Raw genomic sequence first — 20,628 nt, 5'->3', positions numbered from 1 at the left:
TGTGCTCCTGAGCGGTGACCGAGGTGTTGGTGTTGGCGTTGATGCCGGTTCGTGCCGGAATGCAGGCGATGGGATTGCGCCACATACCCGACCGGCCGTGAACACTACCGCCTGCGCGCACACGCGCAAGGGATGCCCTCGCAACGACCACGGAATATCCACGCTTTACCGGGTTTAAGCTCAGCTCCACGTCGCCCGGTGGCTCGCCGACGGCTCAGCCGGTGTCCGGGACGGGGCGGCCCGGTGTTCAGGGGAGTGGAGGCCGAAGGGGACATATGGTCTGGCTTGTTCACGACTGTGCACGGCGGGTGCCGTATGTGCCGGAGGGGGCTGCCCCGCGGGGCCCCGCCAGCCGTAACCTGTCCCCCTCCGTACCCCCGGTGCTCCGCACCCTGCGACCCGCCCCGTGCTCCGCCCCCCGTGCCCTGCGAGGAGACCCGTGCACCCCACCCGCAAGGCGGCCCTGACGGCCATCGCGCTGCTGGCCGTGGCCACCGCCGGCTGCGAACCCGGCGCCACCGGCACCGCGTCCCACCGGTCCTCCGCCGCGCCCGGCTGTCCCGCCGCCCTGGCCCGCGCCAAGCAGGCGGTCAAGAAGGCGGAGGCCGTCGACGCCCCCTGGACGGGGCCCACCACCGGGCCCGAGGCGGCCGGCTCCGGCAAGAGCGTCGTCTTCATCGCCCATGACCTCTCCAACCCCGGCCCCGCCGGAGTCGCCCAGGGCGCCCAGGAAGCCGCGAAGCTCCTCGGGTGGAGCGTCCGCACCCTCAACGGCCAGGGCACGGACGCCGGTTACCGCTCCGCGTTCCAGCGCGCTGTCGACCTCAAGCCGGACGGCATCGTCCTCGCCGGTTTCGACTCCGGGAGCGTCGCGGCCGAGGTCAAGAAGGCCAAGGCGGCGGGCATCGCGCTGATCGGCTGGCATGCCGCCCCGGCCCCCGGCCCCAGTGGCGATCCCGAGCTCTTCACCAACGTCTCCACCAGGGTCGAGGACGTCGGGAAGACCACCGCCGACTGGATCATCGCCCGGTCCGACGGCCGGGCCGGGGTCGTCCTGTTCACCGACGCCACGGTCGCCTTCGCGAAGCACAAGTCCGACCTGATCGAGAAGGGGCTCGCCGCCTGCCCCGATGTGAAGGTGCTGAGCTACCGGAACGTCCCGATCCCCGAGGTCAACCGCCGCGCCGCCGGGGAAGTCCGCGCACTGCTCGCCCGCTTCGGCGACAAGTGGACCTACTCGGCCGCCATCAACGACCTGTACTTCGACCACATCGACTCGGCCCTGCGCGCGGCGGGCAAGGACGGCGCGGGCGCCCCGTACAACATCGGCGCCGGTGACGGCGATCCGTCGGCCTTCCAGCGCGTCAACGGCGAGCGCTACCAGGCGGCCACGGTGCCCGAGCCCCTCACCGAACAGGGCTGGCAGATCATCGACGAGTTCAACCGCGCCTTCTCGTCCGAGCCCGCCAGCGGATACGTCTCCCCCGTCCACATCACCACCGCCGCCAACAGCGGCGGCGCGCTGTCCTGGGACTCGGAGGGCTATCGGCAGGCGTACCGCAAGATCTGGGGGAAGTAGGCGTCCGGGGGACGGGCGCCACGGAGATGCTGTGCGGCGCCCGGGGACGGTGCGTGCGGGCGCCCGTCCCCCGGCACGTGGGGTGACCGGTCAGTCCTGGTGGACCTCGTTGCTGCCCGGACCGCCGGAGAGGGTGTCGTCGCCCTCGCCGCCCCACAGCACGTCATTGCCGCTGTTGCCCCAGAGCGTGTCGTTGCCCTGCTCGCCGAACAGCTGGTCGTCGCCCTTGCCGCCGTAGAGGGTGTCCCCGCCCTCGCCGCCGTGCAGGACGTCGTTGCCGTCGTCCCCCCAGAGGATGTTGTCCTCGCCGTTTCCGCTGAGGGTGTCGTTCCCGGCGTCGCCGTGGCATTCGCCGGTGCAGTTGGTGATGGTGTCGTCGCCCTCGCCGCCGTAGGCGCCGAAGCTCATGATCCCGCCGCCACCGTCGATGGTGTCGTCGCCGTCCTCACCCCAGAACACGTCGGCCGCGGAGCCCTGGAGGACGTCGTCGCCGGCGCCGCCATGCACTCCGGCGTACGCCGAACTGTCGGCGCCGAGCTTCACGGTGTCGTCGCCGTCACCGAGGTCGATATCGTAACTGTCCGAGTCATCGGAATTCTGCGGAATGAGGACCGCGCACTGCACAGTGGTGTGATCGTCCGCCGAGGGGTAGACACACTCGTTCCACTCCGCGGCCTCCGCGTCGATGGTGATGTCATTGTCGTCGTGGAAGGTGAGGATGAAGTATTCCTCGTAATCCCCACGGCTCTCGATCTTCTCGGAGACCGTGAGGTGGTTCGTCTGTCCGGCGGCGGCCTTGTACCACAGCTCACCGTCCTGGCGCACAAGAGAGCCGCTGGTCGTCGCGGCCGCCTGGGCGGCGGGCGCCGCGAGCGCGGCTCCGCCCAGGGCGAGAGCGAGGGTGGCGGTGGCCGCCATGGTCCGATGCATACGCATGGGGGGTGTCCTTTCGTGGAAACAGCGCCGAATAGACCGGCGGGAAGTGCCGGCTCCGTCGCCGTCATCGCGGACGGCGAATTGCCGCATTGATCGACCCGTTAGACCGCGAAAGGCGGAAGGCGGTTGCACCGAAAATCCCCTAGTTTCCGCAGCCACAGGTGGTCGCCTTATTCGAAGACCACCGTGCCGAAAATCCGCCCATTTACGTAACCGCTTTTTCCGCACCGCTTAACCATTTATTCACCGAGCAGCCGGAGCCGGCCGTCAGGCCGCCTTGCCCCAGTCGGACCCGTTCCCCGCCGTGGCCTCGGCCCACAGCACCAGCAGTCGCGTGTACTCCTCGGCCCGCCGCTTGTCGGCGGGACGGCTCATGAGGTGGCGGATACGGCGGTTGATCTCGTCCAGGGCGGGAGGCACGTCCAGGGCAGGGGGCATCACACGGCCGTACGGCCGGAAGACGGTGGGCATGGTGTCCACCGTAGGGGGAGGCACTGACATTCAGCCGTCGAGCGCGGTCGAGCGGGCCCGGCGGTCAGATCACGCGGAAGAGGTCGGCGGCGGCGTGGACGTCGGTGAGGTCCTCGATGGAGCGGAGGTTGTCGCACAGGGCCTCCAGGACCGAACCGGCTCCGGCGGCGCGCGGGGCGCCGATGGCCACGCCGAAGACCCGGAAGCCCAGCCGGTGCTTGGCGTCGTTCCAGCCGCGCATCCACTCCTCGGTGACACCGCACTCGTCGTCGGTGATCATGACGATGTCGCCGCGGGTGCGGGCGGTGTCGTTGAACTCCTCCTCCAGCAGTGCGCCGGCCGCCGTCAGCGGCGCCTGGTAGCTGGTTCCGCCGCCGAGGAAGGTCTCCGCGAAGTCGAGGGTCCGGTCGATGCCGGCGGGCCGGTCGGCCGGGAAGCGGAAGACCTGGATCTTGTCGGCGGCGGAGAAGAGGATGCCGACGAAGTCACGCCCCGCGTGGCGGGCCTGATCCAGCAGCGCCAGGGCGCACGCCTTGGCCCACGCCTCCCGGGTGACTCCGCCGGGCCCCGCCTCGTACATGGAGTGCGAGGTGTCCACGCACGCGATGACGGCGCCCTGACCGGTGGTCTGCTCCCCCTGGCTGTCGTAGAGCATCAGCTCCCCGGCGGCGTAGCGCGCGGCGAACACCGCGCGCATCGCGGGCAGGCCGAGGCTGGCCAGTTCGGAGGGGATGACGCGGGAGAGGTCGTCGCCGAGCGTGACGCCGACCAGTTCCCCGGTGGCGTTCTCCACCTTGCGGGCGCGCTCACCGCCGGCCATCTGCCGGAAGCGGCCGATCAGTTCGGCCCACTGAGCGAGCCGGCCGGTGCGCAGCCGCTCGGCGAGCCGGGCGCGCTGGTCGAACGGCAGCCGCTCCAGCTCACCGGGAGCGACACCCCACGCCCGCATCAGCGCGGCCTCCTGCCGCACGGCCTCGGCGGCCTTGACCGCCGCGTTCCGCGTGGCGGCACGGATGCCGGGGACCGCCGCCGCGAGGGCGCGGTCGGCGCTTCGGGCGGCCTGCCGCGCGGCGGCCTCCGCGGCCTCGGCGGCCCGGATCGCCCGTTGTACGGCGTCGGCGGCCGGGCGTGGCACGGTGCCGTCCCCGCCGGTCCCGTCGCCCTGGTCGGTCGCGTCCGCCGCGTTGGTCCCGTCGGTCCCGTCGGTCTCGTCGGCCGCTTGCTGGAGCGCCTCGGCCACGGCGGTCGCCGCGTCTTCGGCGGCCCGCTGGGCCTGCTGTGCCCGCTCGGCCTGCTCCTGGGCCATGCGGGACCGCTCCAGCATCCCGCGCAGCGCGGCGGCCTGGGCGAGTACGGCCATGGCGGCGGCGTAGGGGTCGCCGGCCGTCTCCCGGCGCAGCTCGGCGAACTCCGGTGACTCCACCAGTGCGCTGATGACCTGGTGGTTGAGCAGCCGGGAGGGGGCCATCTCCGCGCGCTCGCGCAACCGGGGGCCGACCTTGTAGGCGGCCCAGAACGCGTCGCTCAGGAGGTCGGTGGTGTGGTCGTAGCGCTCGTTCAGCTCCTCGGCCAGATCGCGCAGCCCGGCCGACTGCTCGTAGGTGTCGCGCCATGCGATCCGGTCGAACCGGTCCGCGACCACGACCGCGGTGTGCCGCTGGGCAGCGGCGGCGGACAGGCCCAGCCACTTACCGGCCCGGCTCGCCAACTCGTCGAGGCTGCTCGGCGTCCTGTCCGCGGCCCTGTCGGCCGTGCTGCCGGCCGTCCTGCCGGCCGTGCTGTCAGGACGGCCGGCAGCCGTGCCGTCCGTGGTGCTGTCCATGGTGCTATCCCGCCGGTGTCGAGAGCTGGGCCTGCACCACGCTCGCGTCCACGCCGAGGGCCTCGGTGAGCACGCGGGCGCGGACGGCGCGCTGGCGGCCGGTGACCCGGTCGATGGCGGCGGTGGAGCGGCCGGCCCTGGCCGCCTCCGCGCGCAGCTTCTCCAGCCGCTTCCCCGCCATGGCGAGCTTGTAGTGGGCCTTCTTGATGACCCACTCGCTCAGCGCCTCGCGCGACTGCCCGGCCATGGCGTCGAGCTGGGCCGCCAGCTCCTCGATGTCGTCGGCCAGGTCGAGCGCCTCCTTGGCGTCGGGGTTGACCAGGTGCAGCACCTCGCGCTCGACGGTGGGGCGTTCGGCGGGCGAGTCCCACAGCACATGGGTCAGCACCGACAGGTCGGTCTCCGCGACCGCCGGGCGGCCGTCGAGGTACGCGGACGCCTGGAGCAGGCCCACCGCCTGCCGCCAGCGGCGGTCGGAGGCGACGAGCTCCTTGCGGCGCAGGGCGGCCCGCAGCGTGCACACCGCGTCCACGATCACGTCGGGGACGTCCACGGCCGGGACACCTTCGGTCACGGCGTGCCGCAACGCGGCCAGCTCGACCGTGGTCCGGGTCGGTGCGGCCGGGCGGCTGACGGCGGAGCGGACCAGCGCGGCGAAGTTCGAGGGGTCTTCCAGGTACCCGACCTCGATCCGCACCAGCAGCCGGTCGTAGATCGCGGCCGAATCCTCGCCGCTGGGCAGTTCGTTGCTGGCCGTGATGGCCCCGATCAGGGGGCAGTGGATCGGCCGGCCGCCGTTCTCGGGGTGGTAGATCCGCTCGTTGAGGTAGCCCAGCGTCTCGTTCAACGCCGCCGTGGAGCACTTGAAGATCTCGTCGATGAAGGCGACATGCGCGGTCGTGGCGCGGCCGTCGTAGACCTGGCGGTACTCGCCCCGGGCCAGCGCGGCGACGTCGATGGGGCCGAACATCCTCGTCGGCGCCGTGAACTTGGACAGGAGGATCTCCCAGTAGGCCGCCCCCTCGACCCGGCCGGTGAGTTCCCGGGCCATCTCGGACTTCGCCGTCCCGGGCGGGCCGAGCACCAATGAGTGCTGCCCGGCCAGCAGCGTCACCACCAGCGTCCGCACCACGTCGGCCCGCTCGTAGAAGCGGTCCGACAGCTCGTCGCTGATCGCCCGCAGCCGCTTGGCCGTGTCCTGCGCGTCCTGTCCGCCCACATGCAACTCCTCGACTCCGCCGCCCCGTTGGCCTGACCGGACGGCCCCTCCCCACAGAAGCTACGGCCCTCGCCGGGCGGCCGGCGACGCGGCCCCCGCCGTACGGCCCCACACGCTTCCCGCGCCACCGCGTCCGCCGCCCCGGCGCTGGTCATGACCGTGATCGCCGCCGCTGCTCCTCGATCCGGGCCAGCACCGAGTCCAGATGCGCCTCGGAGGCCGCGCGGGCCGCCTCGGGATCGCGGTCCTCGATCGCCCGCAGGATGGCCTGGTGCTCCTCGATCGTGGCGCGCCGGCGGGCGGCGGACAGCTGGGTGTCGCGCCGCCCCGGCTCGCCGATCTCGTAGACCCGGTCCAGCAGCCGCAGCAGCAGGGGGTTGCGGGTGTACTGGGCGATGGCGCGGTGGAAGGTGCGGTCCAGGTCGGTGAACTCCCGCCGCGTGGGCTCCCGTCGCATCGCGTCCAGGAGGGTGTGCAGCTGGACGATGTCGGCGGGGGTGGCGCGCCGGGCGGCGCGCGCGGTCACCGAGGGCTCGATGCACGCGCGTACCTCCATGACCTGCAACAGCTCCGCCGTGGCGGCGAGTCCGGAGGCCAGGGCGTCACCGTGCGGGGTGGCTCCCGGGTCGAGTACGACGGTGCCGGAGCCGGGGCGCCGGGCGAGCAGTCCGCGTGCGGCGAGCGCGCGCAGCGCCTCGCGGACCGAGCCCCGGGAGACGCCGAGGCTCTCCGCGAGCTCCCGCTCCGGGGGGACGCGGGAACCGGGCGGCAGCTCTCCGCTCAGGATCAGCCGCTCCAGGTCGACGGCCAGGGCGTCCGGTCTCGACAGGGTGGAGTGCCGCAGTTGCCGCCAGTCCAATTCCTCGGCCTTCCTCTGTCCTTTTGTCCTTTTCCGGCCCGGCCGGTGGTTAAGAGTCTCATATCCGGCGAGCCCTTCCCGAGGCGTCTCCCCGGCTTCACCCCCAGCCTCTCCCGGCCGCCTCCGCGACGGGATTTAACCAGGTGGTGACGGGCGGGCAACCAGAGTCGCCGGACCCGCCCGCTACCGTCTGCTGACATCAATCTGGTCCTACCAATGGACCAATCGCTGTCCCTGCGCCATCCTGGCCGCACCGCAGCGCGCGCACCACAGTCCCCAGCAGTGAGGCATTCCGCCATGCGCCAAAGAACCAGCGGACCCAGCGACCGGCCCCCACCGCCCTCCCGCCGCCGACCACGCCCCGCCGCCCGGGTGCTGTGCGTGCTCCTCGCCGGCGCCACCGCCGGCTGCGCCTCCCTGGCCTCCCCCACGGCCGAGGTGGGCGCCGACCGGATGGCCGACCCCCGGCCCGTCCGCGACGGCGGAACGCTCACCATCGCCCTGAAATCGGACCCGGACAAGCTCGATCCCACCCTGGCCAGCACGGCCGTGGGCCGGACGGTGTTCGCCGCGATGTGCGAGAAGCTCTACGACGTCGACGCCGAGAACCGGATCGTGCCGCAGCTCGCCGCCGCACCGCCGACGACCAGCGACGCAGGCCGCACCGTGACCATCAGGCTGCGGCGGGGCGTCCGGTTCGCCGACGGCACCCGGATGGACGCGAAGGCGGTCAAGACCTCCCTGGACCGGCACCGGACGCTGACCGGTTCGGTCCGCGCGAGCGAGCTGAAGCCCATCACCTCCGTGAGCGCGGTCGGCGACGACACGGTACGGCTGCGGCTGAGCAAACCGTACGTCCCGCTGCTCGCGCTGCTCGCCGACCGCTCGGGCATGGTGATGTCCCCGACCGCCCTGAAACGTTACGGGACCGGCTTCGCGAGCCACCCCACCTGCGTCGGCCCGTTCCGCTACACCGAGCGCGTGGTGGGCGACCGGATCGTGCTGGACAAGGACCCGAACTACTACGACGCCGGCGCGGTCCATCTGCGGCGCGTGGTCTACCGCACCATCACCGACGGCAACGTCCGGCTGGCGAACCTCCAGTCCGGCGACATCCAGGTCGGCGACCAGATGGACCCGGTCCAGGTGGGCAGGGCGCTCACCGAACCCGGACTGCAACTCTTCAACTCCCCCTCGCTGGGCTACTACGGACTGACCCTCAACATCGGCAACACCAAGGGCGCCGGGGCGCCGCCGGGGCGGATCGACACCCCCATCGCGCGGGACGTGCGGGTGCGGGAGGCGTTCGACCTCGCCCTCGACCGCGACCTCATCAACACCATCGTCTTCCAGGGCCGCTACCGGCCCACCTGCGGCCCGCTCCCCTCCGGCACCCCGTACGCCACCGGGACCGACTGCCCGGCCCGCGATCCGGCCAAGGCCAGACGGCTGCTCAAGGCCGCCGGGGTGACCACCCCGGTCCGGGTGCGGCTACAGATCAGCACCACCCCGGAGGACAACCGGCTGGGCCAGGTCATCCAGGCCATGGCCAAGGAGGCGGGCTTCGCGGTGAGCCTGGCGCCGACCGAGTTCGCCACCGGCCTGGAGCACTCCCGCGCCGGCGACTTCCAGGCGGCGACGACCAACTGGTCCGGACGGCTCGACCCGGCGGGCAACATCGACGCGTTCACCGGCACCGGCGGCGCCCAGAACTACGGCGGGCTCTCCGACCCCGCCATCGACCGGCTGATCGCCGAGGGCGGCGCCACCGCGAGCGGGGCCGCCCGCCAGAAGATCTACGCACGGCTCGTCGAGCGCATCCGCGCCCGGCACACCGTGCTCTATCTGATCCAGCCCACGAACTACGTGTCCGCGACGAAGGAGGTCGCCGGGCTGAAGGTCTTCGGCGACGGGCTGATCCGCGTGAAGGACGCCGGATACGCGAAGGGAGGGAGCTGATGTCCTATCCGGTCCGCCGCATCGGCGAATCGCTGATCACACTCTTCCTGGTGAGCGTCGTGGTCTTCGCCGGGGTCCGGGCCCTGCCCGGCGACACCGCCACCGCGCTGGCCGGTGAGGAGCCCACCCCCGAGGCGATCGCCCAGATCCGCGAGAGCTACGGGCTCGACGACAACATCGTGGTGCAGTACCTGCGCTATGTGCGGCACGCCGCCACCGGTGACCTCGGCATCTCCTCCCGCACCGGGCTGCCGGTCCTCGACTCGGTCCTGGAGGCCCTGCCCGTCACCCTCGAACTCTCCGCCCTCGCCCTGCTGCTCGCGGTGGTCGTCGGCGTGGGCGCCGGGGTGGTGGCGGCGGTCCGGCGCGGCCGGCCCGAGGAGTGGCTGGTCAACGCCGTGGCGCTGCTGGGGCTTTCGGTGCCCGCCTTCTGGCTCGGCATCGTGCTGGTGCTCGCCTTCGCCATCGCCGTCCCGATCTTCGCCGCCTCCGGTTTCGTGCCGTTCGGCGTCGATCCGATGGAGAACCTGCGGCACATGGTGCTCCCGGTGATCGTCCTGGGCTCGGGGCTCGCGGCGGTCGTGATGCGGCAGACGCGCGCGGCCATGCTGGGCTCGCTGTCCGCCGACTACGTCCGCACCGCGCGCGCCAAGGGGCTCTCCCGGCGACAGGTGATCATGGGGCATGCCCTGCGCAACAGCCTGGTCACCGTGGTGACCGTGCTCGGGCTACAGCTGGGGCACCTCATCTCGGGCGCGGTCGTCACCGAGCAGATCTTCGTCCTGCCGGGCTTCGGCAAGCTCACCATCGACGCGGTCTTCTCCCGCGACTACGCGATGGTGCAGGGCGTGGTGCTGTTCACCTCGGCCGCCTACATCCTCGTCAACCTCCTGGTCGACCTCGCCTATTCGGTGATCGACCCCCGTATCCGGCTCGGAGGTGCCCAGTGAACACCCGGCCTGGAGGTGCCCCCATGAACACCCGGCCTGGAGGTGCCAGCGTGAACACCCGGCCCGGAGGTGCCCCCGTGAACACCCGGCCCGGAGGTGCCCCGTGAGCGCGGCCGCCACCGCCGTCCCCGCCGCCGAGGAGCGGGAGCGGGCCCCGCTCGCCCCGCTGTCCCGGCTCCGCCTGCTGACCCGTAACAAGCTCGCCCTCACCGGGGCCGTGGCCGCCGCCATCCTGGTGCTGGTCGCGCTGTGCGCACCGCTCATCGCGCCGTACGACCCGGCCGGGCCCGACTTCTCGGCCGCCCTCCGGCCGCCGAGCTGGGCCCACTGGCTCGGCACCGACGACCTGGGCCGCGATCAGCTCTCCCGGGTCGTCTACGGCGTACGGGCCTCGTTGCAGATCGGGCTGCTCGCGGTGGCGCTGGCCTTCGCCGCCGGGGTGCCGCTCGGGCTGATCGCGGGCTACTACGGGCGGTTCGCCGACTCGGTGGTCTCCCGGCTCACCGACACCCTGCTCGCCTTCCCCTTCCTGGTGCTGGCGGTGGGCCTGGCCACCATCCTCGGACCGTCCCTGCTGAACGCCACGATCGCGGTGGGCGTCTCGCAGGTCCCGGCCGTCATCCGGATCACCCGTGCGGAGACGCTGCGACTCAAGCACCTGGACTATGTGGCGGCGGCGGTCGCCAACGGCGGCGGGGACGGCACCGTGCTGTTCCGCCACATCCTCCCCGGCGCCCTGTCCGCGCTGACCGTCCAGGCCACCGTGGGCATCCCCTCCGCGATCATCGGCGAGGCGCTGCTGAGCTTCCTCGGCCTCGGCATCCAGCCGCCGTCCCCCTCGCTCGGGGTGATGCTCTCCAGCGCCCAGGCGTATATCGCCGCCGCGCCGTGGATGGCGGTCTTCCCCGGCCTGGCGATCATCGCCGCGACACTCGCGTTCAATCTGCTCGGGGACGGGCTGCGGGACATCCTCGACCCCCAGGGAGACAGCCGATGACCACGTCCACGACGCCCCCTGCCCTGAGCGTGCGGGACCTTTCGGTGGTCTTCCGCACCCCGACCCGCGTGGTCCACGCCGTGGACGGGCTCTCGTACGACATCGCCGCCGGTGAAGTGCTGGCCGTGGTCGGCGAGTCCGGCTGCGGCAAGTCCGTGACCTCGACCGCCGTCATGGGGCTGCTGCCGCCCACCGCGCGGGTCGGCGGTTCCATCCGGCTGGGCGGACGGGAGCTGGTGGGGGCGGACGAGAAGGAGCTGCGGGACCTCCGGGGCCGGGAGATCGCGATGATCTTCCAGGAGCCGATGACCTCGCTGAACCCGGTCCTCACCATCGGCCGCCAGGTCGGCGAGGTCCTCCGGCGCCATCAGGGGTTCGGCCGCCGGGAGGCGCGCGAGCGGGCCGTGGACCTGCTCGACCTCGTCGGCATCCCCGCCCCCGCCCAGCGGGCCCGCGACTATCCGCACCAGCTCAGCGGCGGTATGCGGCAGCGCGTGATGATCGCCATCGCGATCGCCTGCGACCCCGCCGTGCTCATCGCCGACGAGCCCACCACCGCACTGGACGTCACCGTGCAGGCGGGCATCCTGGAGGTGCTGCAATCCCTGCGGGAGCGGCTCGGCACGGCCATCGTGCTGATCACCCACGATCTGGGCGTGGTCGCCGACATCGCCGACCGGGTGCTGGTGATGTACGCGGGGCGGGGCGTCGAACAGGCCCCGGTGGACGAACTGTTCACCGCACCCCGCCACCCGTACACCCGTGGGCTGCTCGGCGCCGTGCCGGTCCCCGGCAGGCGACGGGCGGCGGACGGGCAGGAACGGGGACGGCTCCAAGAAATCCCCGGGCTGGTGCCGAGCCTCACCGAACAGCCCGACCGCTGCACCTTCCAGCCCCGCTGCCCGTACGCCGGTGAGCGGTGCGGCACACAGCGGCCCGCGCTGCGGCCGCTGCGCGAACGGCACGACGCCGCGTGCTGGTATCCGGTGCCGGCCCAGCCCGGCCCACCCGACCAGCCCGACCGACTTGAGCAGCCCGAACAGCCCGGCCGGCCCGGCCGGCCCGAACAGGAGGCCGCCTCATGACCGCCGCCGCCGTCGCGTCCGCGGAGGCATCGTCGCGGACCACCGTGCTCGACATCAGCGGCCTCGTCCGCCACTTCACCGGCCCCGCCGGCACCGTCAAGGCGGTCGACGGGGTCAGCCTCAGCATCGGCGGCGGCGAGATCGTCGGCCTGGTCGGGGAGTCCGGCAGCGGCAAGTCCACGGTGGGACGGTGCGCCGTACGGCTGGACCGGCCGACCGCGGGCACCGTGACGATCAACGGCCGCGATGTGACCCGGCTGTCGAAGCGGGCGCTGCGTCCGCTGCGCAAGGACTTCCACCTGGTCTTCCAGGACCCGTCCGCCTCGCTCGACCCCCGGATGACCGTGGGCGCCATCGTCGCCCAGCCGCTGCGGCTGCACCGCCTGGCGTCCGGGGACGCCCTGCGCGACCGGGTGGCCGCGCTGCTGGCCCAGGTGGGGCTGCGGCCCGAACTGGCCCGGCGGCGCCCCCATGAGCTGTCCGGCGGGCAGCGGCAGCGGGTCTCGATCGCCCGCGCGCTGTCCGTGGACCCGCGGCTGCTGGTGGCCGACGAGCCGACGTCGGCGCTGGACGTCTCGGTCCAGGCGTCCGTGCTCAACCTGCTGGCGGATCTCCAGCGGGAGCGGCGGTTCGGCTGTCTGTTCATCACCCACGACCTGGCCGCCGTCGAGTACCTCGCCGACCGGATCGCCGTGATGTATCTGGGGCAGCTGGTGGAGCAGGCCCCGGCCGCCGAACTGTTCGCCGACCCCAAGCATCCGTACACCCAGGCACTGCTGTCCGCGGCCCCGGTGCCGGACCCGGCCGCGCAGCGGTCGCGCGCCCGGATCGTGCTCAGCGGGGAGCTGCCCAGCCCGCTGGATCCGCCCGCGGGCTGCCGCTTCCACACCCGCTGTCCGCTCGCCACCGACCGCTGCCGCACCGAGCCGCCCGCGCTGCGGGAGCTTGCGGGAAGCGGCGGTCGGCAGGTCTCCTGCCATCTGGTGGCGGACGACGGCACCGCCCCGGACGCCTCGGCCCCCTGAGAGCCCATCACCCGCACCCCGTAGGAGATATCTCGGATGTTCACCACCCGGCCCACGCTCCAGGGCACCCATGGCATGGTGTCCTCCACCCACTGGCTGGCCTCGCAGTCCGCCATGGCCGTCCTGGAGGACGGCGGCAACGCCTTCGACGCGGCCGTGGCCGCCGGGTTCGTCCTGCACGTGGTCGAGCCGCATCTGAACGGGCCCGCCGGGGAGGTGCCGATCATCCTCGCCCCGGCGGGCGGCGAACCCACCGTGCTGTGCGGCCAGGGCCCGGCCCCCGCCGGGGCCACCATCGACCACTACACCGCGCTCGGCCTCGACCTCGTCCCGGGCACCGGGCCGCTCGCGGCGGCGGTGCCCGGTGCGTTCGACGCCTGGATGGTGCTGCTGCGCGACCACGGGACGAAACGGCTCGCCGAGGTGCTGCGGTACGCGATCGGCTACGCCGAGCACGGCCATCCCGCGGTCGAGCGGGTCGGCGAGACGGTCGAGACGGTGCGGGAGCTGTTCGAGACCGAGTGGACGACCTCGGCCGAGCTGTATCTGCCGGGCGGGAGGTCCCCCGTCGCCGGGCGGCTGCTCACCAACCCCGCGCTGGCCGCCACCTGGCGGCGGCTGATCGCCGAGGCGGAGGCGGCCGGGCCGGGGCGGGAGGCCCAGATCGAGGCGGCCCGCCGGGTCTGGCGCGAGGGCTTCATCGCCGAGGAACTGGCGGACGCGGCGGCCCGGCCCGCCATGGACTCGTCCGGGCAGCGCCACGCCGGGACGCTCACCGGGGACGATCTGGCGGCCTTCGAGGCCACGTACGAGGCGCCGGTCCGGCACTCCTGGAACGGCTGGACCGTGTGCAAGGCCGGGCCCTGGAGCCAGGGGCCGGTGCTGCTCCAGCAACTCGCCCTGCTGCCGGACGGGCTGGGCGCGGACGACCTCGGCACGCCCGACTTCCTGCACACCCTGATCGAGGGCGGCAAGCTCGCCATGGCCGACCGCGAGGCGTGGTACGGGGACGCCGCCGAGGTGCCGCTCGCGGAGCTGCTCTCCCGCTCGTACAACGACGAGCGACGGACGCTGATCGGCGAACGGGCCTCGTACGAACTGCGCCCCGGCCACCCCGGGGGCCGTACGCCCCGGCTGAGCAAGCAGGCCCTGGCCGCCGTCGCCCGCGCGGCCTCCGGGGCGAGCGGACCGGCCGCCGGGCCGGGCGGCGGCGAGCCGACGGTCGGCGGAGGGGACCTGGGCCTGGGGCTGGGCGGCCCGGCCGCCGCCGACCCGACTGCCGCCGCTCCGACTGCCGCCGACCCGGCCGTCGGGCGGGACGGGGTGACGCGGGGCGACACCTGCCATCTCGATGTCGTGGACCGCTGGGGCAACATGGTCGCGGCCACGCCCAGCGGCGGCTGGCTCCAGTCCAACCCCGTCATCCCCGCGCTGGGCTTCCCCCTCGGCACCCGGCTCCAGATGACCTGGCTGGACCCCGGCCTGCCGAACTCCCTCACCCCCGGCCGCCGCCCCCGCACCACCCTCACCCCGTCGCTCGCCCTGCGCGGCGACACCCCCGTCATGGCCTTCGGCACCCCCGGCGGCGATCAGCAGGACCAGTGGAGCACGCACTTCTTCCTCGCCGTCGCGCTGCGCGCACCGGTGCGCTCCGGGCTGGACCTCCAGGGCGCCATCGACGCCCCCAACTGGCACCAGGAGTCCTTCCCCGGCTCCTTCCACCCCCGGGCGATGACGGCGGGACGGGTGGTCGTGGAGTCCCGCATCGGCGAGGCCACCGTCGCGGAACTGCGCCGCCGCGGCCACGACGTCGTGGTGGGCGAACCCTGGTCGGAAGGCCGCCTGTGCGCGGTGGCCCGCGACCCCGAAACGGGCATCCTGCTGGCCGCGGCGAACCCGCGGGGCGCGCAGGGATACGCGGTGGGCCGCTGACCCCACCGGATGTACGCGCCCCCGGGCCCCGGACGGGGGCGCGCCGCCGTTCCCAGCCCGGGGCAGGCACGGAGCCGACCCCCGCCCAGGGGTACGCGCCGCCAGGCCCCGCGGGGTGGGCACGCCCCGACCCCCGCCCAGGACGTACGCACCGCCGGGTCCCGCGCGGCAGTACGCGCCGTCGAGCCCCGCGCGCGGGGGCACGCCGCCAGGCCCCCACCCAGGTGGTACTCGCCACCGGCCCCCGCGCGGGGACACACCGCCAGGCCCCCACCCAGGGGCACGCGGCGCCGACCCCCACGGAGGGCACGGAGCCGACCCCCGCCCAGGGTGGGCACACCCCCGCCCAGGACCTACGCACCGCCGAACCGCGCCCCCGGGGCGCGGCATCGGGCCGCGCCCAGGGGCGCGCCGTTGGTGGTGGCGGTGCGCGTCGGTCTGGGCTGGCCGGCGCGGGGCTTCGCGGGACGGGGCTAGCCCGCGTATCCGCTGGGGTGGGCGGCCCGGAGCTTGTCGGCGCGCTCCAGCGGGTCGTAGCCGGGGCCGACGCCCTCGACGAGGGCCACATCACCTTCGATGTGGTCGGTGCGCAGCCTCAGGATGTCCTGATAGGCGGGCGACTCGTACCAGGCGCGGGCGTCCGCCATCCCGCCCGGGAACTCGATCAGCACCACACTGCCCGGCCACTCCCCCTCGACCACCTCCAGCGTGTCGCCGTGGATGAGAAACCGGCCGTGGAAGGGGTCAAGGGTGGCCTGGATCCGCTCCAGGTACTCGATGACGTCGGGGTGCGGACTGCGGCCGTGCAGATGCGCGAGCGCGTAGGCGGCGGGCATGGCTCCTCCAAGTGCTCCAGGCAGATCGGCGGACACGGATCAGCCTGCCGCGCCGCGCCGGGAGCGTCGATTACCCCCGAGGTCATGGTGGCGGCCCCGGGTCTCAGTCGAAGATGCCCAGGTCCTCCCGCATGGAGTGTTCGGCGAACTCGTTGCCCCGGCCGGCGGCCACCACGGGCAGCCTCGGCGAGGGAGCCGGCGCAGTGGCATCAGAGGGAACGGGTTGAAGGGCGCGGCAGCGCTTCCGGTGGTGTCTGGTGTGTCGGTGGGTAGCCCTCAGGGATGGCGGAGAAGCGGGCGGGCTCATCCAGCTCGGCGCGGAGCCCGCTCGCTCCCACACACACCCCCGGCTCCCAGCGAGGTGACACCGTCATGACCACCACCGTCGTACCCGGGCTGCTGGAGCAGCTGCGGCAGATGCCCGACGACGCCTTCACCCGCGTGCAGTACCTGGCCCCGCAGGTCGGCTGCTTCAACGGATGCGCCATGTGCTCGCAAGGAGCTGGCCGCGACACCTGGAGCCTGACCCGAGAGGGGCTGACCGGCCTGTTCACCGCCCTCGCGGAGGTCGCCGACGAACGGAGTCTGGCCATTGCCTCGGGCCGTATCCACCGCCCCGGCGTGGTCTTCCCCTACCTGGACAACGACATCGGCTCCTACCCCCACCTCGACCACTATGCTCAGCTCGCCCGCGATGTCCTGGGCGTGAAGCTGCGGATCTCCACCGTCGGCTACTCCCGCCACTCCACGCGACTGGCCGCCATGCACCAGCACCTGGTGAAGGAGTTCACCGGCGTCTTCGACGGCATCCGCTTCTCCATCACCCCCTACACCCTCGGCTTCACCGGCCGCTCCGGCGTCGACCGCCAGGCGTATATCGAGGATCTGGCCGCTGCCCTGCGTACGTACCGGCCGCTGCTGGACGCCCTCGGACACGGCGCCGCCACCGCCGCGTGTGAGCTCCGCTTCGCCCCCCTCGTCGGGATCGGCGAACTGACCAACGCCCGCATCGACGGCCACCACGTTCTCGCCACCGGCCCCCACCTGCTCATCTCCCGCGAACGGACCGACGGTGAGCTGCCCGAGACCGTGATCGAGCGTCTGGACGAGCCGGTCTACTCCCAACCCGGCGTCCCCTACCTGCACATCACCTCCGACACCGCTCCGCTGACGGCCGCCACGGTGCGGGCTGCGCTCACCGGCACCCTCTCGGTGCCGCACCGGGCCCGGACGGTGCGGCTGCACCGATTCACCAACGCCGACGGCCCGTACTTCGCGGCCGATCCCAACTTCCACCCCGACGGCACCTTCACCGCCCTGCACCTCTATCCGGCCACCGCCGTGCGCCCGAACTCCGGCTACACCGACGCAGCCAGGCCCCTGCTCAACACCTTGCTGGCCCGCAAGCGGGCCCGCGGGCTAGGGCGCCGGGACGAGTTCGCCCATGCCACTGGTGCGGATGTGGCCGCCATTCTTCAGGCGCTCACCGCACAGGCCGACGAGCTGCAACCCATCGACCGTTCTGCGGCGGCCCATCTGCGCGAGCAGATCCACCCCCAGGTCGCCGCGTACGCGGCGGCGCTCGAGCGGGCCGGCTACCCGCCGCGCATGTTCTTCTCCCGGACCTTCACCATCGACACCGGACAGATCGTCAACCAGGGCCGCGCCGAAAAGCTGTTCCGCGGCCTGACTGGCACCAACGGCGAACCAATGACCCCGCTTGAGGAACGCGACTTCGGCCGGGCCAGCCTGTCCGCCCTCCGCGGACCGATCTGGCGGATGGCGCCGCTGCCCCTTGCACCTACCGGGCGCCTGCCGCTCGCCGTCGCGGGGAAGAAGAACCCACCCACCAGCGCGCCGAGCCTGTTGGTCGAGGAACTCGACCCCTGCCACCTCGCCCCGGTCATGCGCACCACCGGCCGCCGCCTACGCCACCACACGCTGACCCTGCCGGGCGGCTGGATCGAGCACACCAGCATGACGCAAGGCCGGGCCCTCTTTGCCCTGCCCGGCCTGCTCGCGGATCCGAGGGCCGCAGGATGACGTGGTCCCGACACCGGGCGAGCCCAGCCGCGTCCCTTCCGGTGGTCTCCGCCGTCTCCACAGGTTTTCCACAGGCAGGGTCGGGCCCTTTCCGAAACCCAGGCGATCAGAACTAATGTGCTGTTTCATGCACACCCCGCCCTCCGACGTGCCCACCAACCGTGCCGACCGCGCCGACCGCGCCGATGACGTTCTCGCCCTCGCCCGGCTGGCCACCCGGCGCGGGGCGGTACGGGCCATCCTCGGCTGGCTGACCGGGCGCACCGGGGGTCCGGCCGTGCTGGTCGGGGGCGCGGGCCGGGTGCTGGCCGGGCCGGGCGGGGGGCACGACCCGGCGGTGGCGCGGCGCGCCGCCGACGCCGTCGGCGAACTGCACCAGCGAGGGGCGCCCTCCGCCGTGTTGGGCGGGGGCGAGGGGCCCCCGGTGCATCTGATCGCGCTCGACACCGACCCGAGGACGTATCTCGCGGTCGTCGGACCGGACGATCCGCACTGCGGGACGCTGCTGGCCGACGCCTCCCGCACCCTCGCCCTGTGCTGGCGGCTGGAACAGTCGGAACGGGCGCGCCGGCGGATCGAGTCCGCCGAGGGGCACAGCCGGGAGGCGGTGCTGCATCTGCTGATGGTCGGCAGCGTGCCCGCCGCGCAGCGGATCGCCGGAGCGCTGCGGCCGGCGCTGCCCGCGGTGATCCAGGTGTATGTGATCGAGTGTCCGCAGGCCCGGCGGCCCGAGATCACCCAGCGGATCGACCGGGAGGCCGGGGGCGGGGCGTGGATCGTGCCGTGTCCGGTGCGCCCCAACCACATCATCGCGCTCGTACCACCCGAGTCGGAACAAGTACCGCTGGACCAGGACCCGCTGGACCCGGAACCGCTGGACCGGGCGATCGTCCGGCTGGTGCCCGAGTGCCGGGTCGGGGTGAGCGCGCGGGTGGCGCTGCGGGACACGCCGATCGCCTACGAGCAGGCGATCCACGCGCTGGCGGTGGCCCGTAACGCGCCCGGACGCCGTGCGGCCTTCGGCGGCGACGCGGATGTCACCGTGCTGGCCGGCCCGGAGGGGTACCTGTGGGCGAACGAGCTGCTGGCGCCCTGTCTGCGGTACGCCCCGGCCCGCCGCGCCGACCCCGGCCCGCAGGAGCTGCTGGGCACGCTCGGCTCATGGCTCAGCTTCGGCGGGGCGGCCAGCCGCCATCTGAAGATCCACCGCAATACGCTCGCCGCCCGCGTCCGCCATCTCGACGAGCTGCTGGGCGTGACGGTCAGCCGAAGCCTGGCCGCGCAGTCGGCCGCCTGGCTCGCGCTGCGGCTGCACCCGGCGCCGCAGGCCGCGTCGGCCCGCGCCCTGGCCCCGCCGGGCCCCGCCCCCACGCTGGACGCGGTGCTGGGCACACCCGCCGCCGGGACCTGGGCACGGACCCAGCTGCGCCCCCTGCAACAGGCCGGGCCGACGACCGGCCTGGAGACCGTACGGGCCTGGTTGCGCGCCGACGCCCGGCTCCCCGCGGCGGCCGCCGCCCTCGGGATCTCGCTGCCGGGTGCGCGTAAGCGGCTGACCAGGGCGGAGGACGCGCTGGGACGGTCCCTGCTGACCGCGCCGAGCGCGAAGCACGAGCTGTGGCTGGCGATGCGGGCGCTGGGCTCGCTCTAGGAGGGGCGCCGGGAGCCGTACGACCGGGGTGGCGCACCAGCGCCGGGCCCGGTGCTGGTGCGCCGCCCCGCCGATGCGCTCACCGCGCCGCTGCGCTCACCGTTCGCCGCCGTGCCTCACTGTTCCCGCGGCGTTCACCGTTCGATGGGGAACCGCCCGGCGTCCTCACTGTGCACATCGTTCCTCGCCGCCGGCGCGGCGCCCGCCTAGTGTCCTGGAGGAGCCACGACGGGCCGCGCCGAGCCCTCGCTCCCTCTCCCCGAGGGCCGTGTGCGCGCTTTCCCCCACCCGCACGGACCACGCTCGGCCCAGCCCCGCCGGGCCCCATGAGCCGGGGTCGGTCCGCGCGCGACGACGGGGGTGTCGCGCGCGGCCTGCCCCTGTCCTCATTGCGTACGGTCCCACCCGTTCGAGGGAATGACCCCGGAATACAAGCGAGCGCTTTTACAAGCAAATGCTTATACTGGTCCGTGACGTGGTCAATCAACATCCATGACGAGGTGGCCGACTGGTTCCTCGCCCTGTGCGCCCATGATCCGCATTCGGCCGACTCGGTGGAACAGGCCATCGAGCTGCTGGCGGACATAGGACCGAGCCTCGGTCGCCCCATGGCCGATGTGATTCACGGCAGCTCGATGAAGAACCTCAAGGAGTTACGCCCCGGCTCAGCAGGCCGGACTGAGATGCGCATCCTCTTCGTCTTCGACCCCGAACGGGAATGCATCCTCCTCGTGGCGGGCGACAAGGCGGGAAGTTGGCGGCGCTGGTACGACACGGCTGTCCGCTCGCCGAGGAGCGCTACCGGCAGTACCTCGACCACAAGGAGAAGGCGACGGAATGAACGGTTTCACCTCGTGGGACGAGGTCAAGCGGAGGGCCGAGCGCGTCCGCCGCGAGGCGCACCCCGATGTCGAGGAAGCAGAGTGGGCGGCGCGCAAGGAAGCCGCACGTCTTCAGCAGGAGGCCCACCTCCTGGGCCATCACTTGCAGCGGCTGCGGAAGGAGCGCGGTCTCACCCAACAGCAGGCCGCTGCCCAGCTCGGCATCACCCAAGCCCGCGTCTCCCAGTTGGAGCAGGGCAAGACAGTGGATCTCACGGCGATGCGGGCCTATGCGCAAGCCCTGGGGGCCCGGCTGACGCTGGTACTCGAAGTCGACGATCAGCAGATCCGCATCGCCTGAGCACCCAGCGCCCAGCGCCCGGCGCCGCCCGGCTGAACACCGGCGCCGGGCACACGAGCACCAGCGCCAGGCGTGCCGCGAC

The 20,628-nt window shown here is 73.1% G+C and carries 17 protein-coding genes and 1 pseudogene; 12 read left to right on the top strand and 6 right to left on the bottom strand.

Annotated elements, in window-relative coordinates; all coding sequences use genetic code 11:
* Positions 1–439: 439 nt before the first annotated feature.
* Positions 440–1,579, top strand: coding sequence for a substrate-binding domain-containing protein (locus N6H00_RS25110; protein WP_268974089.1), 1,140 nt, complete (start codon positions 440–442; stop codon positions 1,577–1,579).
* Between the two features lie 90 nt (positions 1,580–1,669).
* Here the strand turns inward: N6H00_RS25110 and N6H00_RS25105 are convergent, their stop codons facing one another.
* The 5 genes from N6H00_RS25105 to N6H00_RS25085 form a co-directional block, all read right to left on the bottom strand.
* A complete protein-coding gene (locus N6H00_RS25105; protein ID WP_268974088.1) occupies positions 1,670–2,515 on the bottom strand; it encodes a calcium-binding protein in 846 nt (281 codons plus the stop codon).
* Positions 2,516–2,782: 267 nt separating this feature from the next.
* Entirely contained in the window at positions 2,783–2,986 is a 204-nt protein-coding gene (locus N6H00_RS25100; protein ID WP_268974087.1) for a hypothetical protein, read from the bottom strand.
* Positions 2,987–3,050: 64 nt separating this feature from the next.
* The gene (locus N6H00_RS25095) at positions 3,051–4,808 is read right to left on the bottom strand and encodes a VWA domain-containing protein (RefSeq protein WP_268974086.1); all 1,758 of its coding nucleotides are present in this window, start codon (positions 4,806–4,808) and stop codon (positions 3,051–3,053) included.
* A 4-nt stretch (positions 4,809–4,812) separates the two neighbouring features.
* Positions 4,813–6,027, bottom strand: a complete 1,215-nt coding sequence (locus tag N6H00_RS25090) for an AAA family ATPase (RefSeq protein ID WP_268974085.1) — start codon at positions 6,025–6,027, stop codon at positions 4,813–4,815.
* 151 nt (positions 6,028–6,178) lie between these two features.
* Complete coding sequence (locus tag N6H00_RS25085) at positions 6,179–6,886, bottom strand: FadR/GntR family transcriptional regulator (RefSeq protein ID WP_268974084.1); 708 nt, start codon at positions 6,884–6,886, stop codon at positions 6,179–6,181.
* A gap of 297 nt (positions 6,887–7,183) precedes the next feature.
* On the opposite strand from N6H00_RS25085, the gene N6H00_RS25080 reads away from it, so the two are divergent.
* The 6 genes from N6H00_RS25080 (at position 7,184) to N6H00_RS25055 (ending at position 14,834) form a co-directional block, all read left to right on the top strand.
* Positions 7,184–8,845 carry an ABC transporter substrate-binding protein gene (locus N6H00_RS25080; RefSeq protein WP_268974083.1) on the top strand — a complete coding sequence of 554 codons (1,662 nt, stop codon included), beginning with the start codon at positions 7,184–7,186 and terminating at the stop codon, positions 8,843–8,845.
* The gene (locus N6H00_RS25075; protein WP_268974082.1) at positions 8,845–9,795 is read left to right on the top strand and encodes an ABC transporter permease; all 951 of its coding nucleotides are present in this window, start codon (positions 8,845–8,847) and stop codon (positions 9,793–9,795) included. Before N6H00_RS25080 ends, N6H00_RS25075 begins: the two co-directional genes overlap by 1 nt.
* A 181-nt stretch (positions 9,796–9,976) precedes the next feature.
* Positions 9,977–10,792 carry an ABC transporter permease gene (locus N6H00_RS25070; RefSeq protein ID WP_443073239.1) on the top strand — a complete coding sequence of 272 codons (816 nt, stop codon included), beginning with the start codon at positions 9,977–9,979 and terminating at the stop codon, positions 10,790–10,792.
* Positions 10,789–11,877: an ABC transporter ATP-binding protein gene (locus N6H00_RS25065; protein ID WP_268974081.1), complete on the top strand. Its 1,089-nt coding sequence runs from the start codon at positions 10,789–10,791 to the stop codon at positions 11,875–11,877. Before N6H00_RS25070 ends, N6H00_RS25065 begins: the two co-directional genes overlap by 4 nt.
* Positions 11,874–12,902 carry an ABC transporter ATP-binding protein gene (locus tag N6H00_RS25060; protein WP_268974080.1) on the top strand — a complete coding sequence of 343 codons (1,029 nt, stop codon included), beginning with the start codon at positions 11,874–11,876 and terminating at the stop codon, positions 12,900–12,902. The genes N6H00_RS25065 and N6H00_RS25060 overlap by 4 nt, the downstream gene beginning before the upstream one ends.
* A gap of 36 nt (positions 12,903–12,938) precedes the next feature.
* Positions 12,939–14,834, top strand: coding sequence for a gamma-glutamyltransferase family protein (locus N6H00_RS25055; protein ID WP_268974079.1), 1,896 nt, complete (start codon positions 12,939–12,941; stop codon positions 14,832–14,834).
* 473 nt (positions 14,835–15,307) lie between these two features.
* On the opposite strand, the gene N6H00_RS25050 is transcribed toward N6H00_RS25055, so the two are convergent.
* The gene (locus N6H00_RS25050; RefSeq protein WP_268974078.1) at positions 15,308–15,670 is read right to left on the bottom strand and encodes a DUF1330 domain-containing protein; all 363 of its coding nucleotides are present in this window, start codon (positions 15,668–15,670) and stop codon (positions 15,308–15,310) included.
* Positions 15,671–16,042: 372 nt separating this feature from the next.
* Between N6H00_RS25050 and N6H00_RS25045 the strand changes: the two genes are divergently transcribed.
* From N6H00_RS25045 to N6H00_RS25030, 5 genes and pseudogenes are all read left to right on the top strand, one after another.
* Positions 16,043–17,713 (top strand): hypothetical protein, encoded by a 1,671-nt coding sequence (locus tag N6H00_RS25045; protein ID WP_268974077.1) that lies wholly within the window; start codon positions 16,043–16,045, stop codon positions 17,711–17,713.
* Positions 17,714–17,840: 127 nt separating this feature from the next.
* Complete coding sequence (locus tag N6H00_RS25040; protein ID WP_268974076.1) at positions 17,841–19,364, top strand: PucR family transcriptional regulator; 1,524 nt, start codon at positions 17,841–17,843, stop codon at positions 19,362–19,364.
* A gap of 326 nt (positions 19,365–19,690) precedes the next feature.
* Positions 19,691–20,086: pseudogene (locus N6H00_RS40590) on the top strand (type II toxin-antitoxin system RelE/ParE family toxin); the annotation flags it as partial.
* Entirely contained in the window at positions 20,083–20,205 is a 123-nt protein-coding gene (locus tag N6H00_RS40585) for a hypothetical protein (RefSeq protein WP_443073029.1), read from the top strand. The pseudogene N6H00_RS40590 and the gene N6H00_RS40585, both read left to right, overlap by 4 nt.
* On the top strand, positions 20,202–20,546 hold the full coding sequence (locus N6H00_RS25030) for a helix-turn-helix domain-containing protein (protein WP_268974075.1): 345 nt from the start codon (positions 20,202–20,204) through the stop codon (positions 20,544–20,546). Before N6H00_RS40585 ends, N6H00_RS25030 begins: the two co-directional genes overlap by 4 nt.
* The last annotated feature ends 82 nt before the right edge of the window (positions 20,547–20,628 follow it).

Source organism: Streptomyces sp. S465, assembly GCF_026898115.1.
In the GTDB taxonomy this organism is placed as follows: Bacteria; Actinomycetota; Actinomycetes; order Streptomycetales; family Streptomycetaceae; genus Streptomyces; species Streptomyces luomodiensis.
Note: the sequence above shows the minus strand (reverse complement) of the source record. Positions and strands in the feature narration are given on the sequence as shown.